The organism is Alkaliphilus serpentinus, from assembly GCF_009017255.1.
Classification (GTDB): Bacteria; Bacillota; Clostridia; order Peptostreptococcales; family Natronincolaceae; genus Alkaliphilus_D; species Alkaliphilus_D serpentinus.
The window spans coordinates 1-2,081 of sequence record NZ_WBZB01000053.1; the positions used below are offsets into that span (position 1 = coordinate 1).

Annotated in this window: 2 protein-coding genes; both read left to right on the forward strand. The window is 39.5% G+C overall.

Features of this window, described 5'->3' with window-relative positions; genetic code table 11:
• Positions 1-357 (forward strand): IS66 family insertion sequence element accessory protein TnpB (gene tnpB, locus F8153_RS13950; protein WP_151866977.1); only part of this gene is annotated, 357 nt, incomplete at its 5' end.
• 77 nt (positions 358-434) lie between these two features.
• On the forward strand, positions 435-2,036 hold the full coding sequence (gene tnpC / locus F8153_RS13955; protein ID WP_151866978.1) for an IS66 family transposase: 1,602 nt from the start codon (positions 435-437) through the stop codon (positions 2,034-2,036).
• The last annotated feature ends 45 nt before the right edge of the window (positions 2,037-2,081 follow it).

Genomic DNA, 2,081 nt, shown 5'->3' on the forward strand with positions numbered 1-2,081 from the left:
ATGCTAAGACAAAATCATATTGATAAGGTACATCTTGCCTTAGGACCAACAGACCTTAGAAAATCTATTGATGGCTTAGCGTTAATTGTCAGCCAAAGCTTTAAGCTGGATCCCTTCTCAAGAAGTCTCTTTGTCTTTTCTAATCGTAAACGAGATAAACTTAAAATCCTTGAGTGGGATCACAATGGTTTTTGGCTCCACTACAAACGTTTAGAAAAAGATACCTTTGATTGGCCTGATGGTGCTAATGGTACAGCTATAACCATAGGGGAACGAGAACTAAGGTGGCTTTTAGATGGTTTATCCATTCATCAACGGCATGCCCATAAGGAAGTCTTAGAACGTGTTATGATATAACTGTACATATTGAAAAATTCACGGTTTTCATGAATTTAACTCTTTTTTTGTTGAAGCAAAAATGGTATAATAAATACATGAAAACTATTGAAAATTCAACTAAAAATCAACTTAATAATGATAATTCTGCTGAAGAATCTATTGAAGCTCTACAGAATAAATGTGCTCTTCAGGAACAACAGATTGAGGAACTTACTGTGAAATTGGCCTGGTATGAAGAACAAATTCGTAAAGGGGCTCAACAAAAATACGGCGCTTCTAGTGAGAAAACCCCAGATGACCAACTTTCCTTTTTCAATGAGGCTGAAAAAGCCATGCGTCCCAATCTAAAGGAGCCTGATCTTGAGGAAATCACCTACAAAAGACGTAAAGCAAAGGGAATTAATCATGATAAATGGGCTGATCTTCCTGTTGAAGTAATAGAGTACTATTTACCTAAGGAAGAAGAGTCTTGTCCTGAATGTAACCATTCCCTTCATATAATGAGCAAGGAAATTCGTAAGGAGCTTAAAATCATTCCTGCCCAAGTGAAAATTGTAGAACATGTTCGCCATGTCTATTCCTGTAGACAATGTGAGAAGGATAACATTAAAACACCTGTGATTACTGCTAAGGCGCCAGCTCCCGTAGTACCCGGTAGCTTTGTGTCCCCATCCCTCATGGCCTTTGTTATGAATAGAAAATATTCTGAGGCCATACCCCTTTATCGCCAGGAGCAGCAATTTATTAACTTTGGCATAGAGCTATCAAGACAAAACCTTGCCAACTGGATGATAAAGGGTGCAGACTGGCTGAAGTTCGTTTATGACAGACTTCATGATAGACTCCTTAAGGAGACTTACATCCACGCAGACGAGACAACTCTTCAAGTCCTTAGTGAAGATAAGAAATCTGCCACCAGTAAGTCCTACATGTGGTTGTATGCCAGCGGGAAATTTGGCCCACAGATTCTCCTTTATGAGTATACCCCTTCAAGGGCAAGTAAGCATCCTAAAGCTTTTCTTCAAGGCTTTAAGGGATATTTACAAACCGATGGTTATCAGGCCTACAATGACGTAGACGATGTTGCCATCATGGGATGCTTTGCCCATGCAAGACGTGGTTTTGTAGATGCACTAAAGGCACTACCTAAAAATGCAGCTGCCTCTGCCACCCTAGCAAAGGAAGGGCGGGATTACTGTAACCAACTTTTCTATCTTGAAAGGGGTTACCTAGAACTCAGTCCTGAGGAACGCTATATAAAACGCCTAGAACATAGTAAGCCTGTTCTTGAGGCTTTCTTGGTATGGCTAAATACCAATAAGCCAAAAGTCCTTCCTAAAAGTGGTTTGGGTAAAGCCATTACCTACTGCCTAAATCAGTGGAACAAGCTTGAGACCTTCCTTAAGGATGGTTCTATTGAAATTAGTAACAACAGAGCGGAAAGAGCTATCAAACCCTTTGTTATTGGCAGAAAAAATTGGCTCTTTAGCAAATCTCCCAATGGTGCTGCAGCCAGTGCCATCATCTACAGTATCGTTGAAACAGCTAAAGCCAATAACTTAAGTCCTTTTCATTATCTTGAATATCTATTTGAAAGACTGCCAAACATAGATAATGCTGATTCTAATAAAATTGATGATCTTTTGCCTTGGTCAGAATCCATACCACAATCTTGCAAAGTGTCATCTAAAAATTAATTATCATGCCCATATCTGTCAAGGTGTGGGCATTTTGACGCTTAC

Bases quoted from the DNA above. Each gene is read 5' to 3' on its own strand.
- tnpC (WP_151866978.1), top strand. From the start codon at position 435: ATGAAAACTATTGAAAATTCAACTAAAAATCAACTTAATAATGATAAT.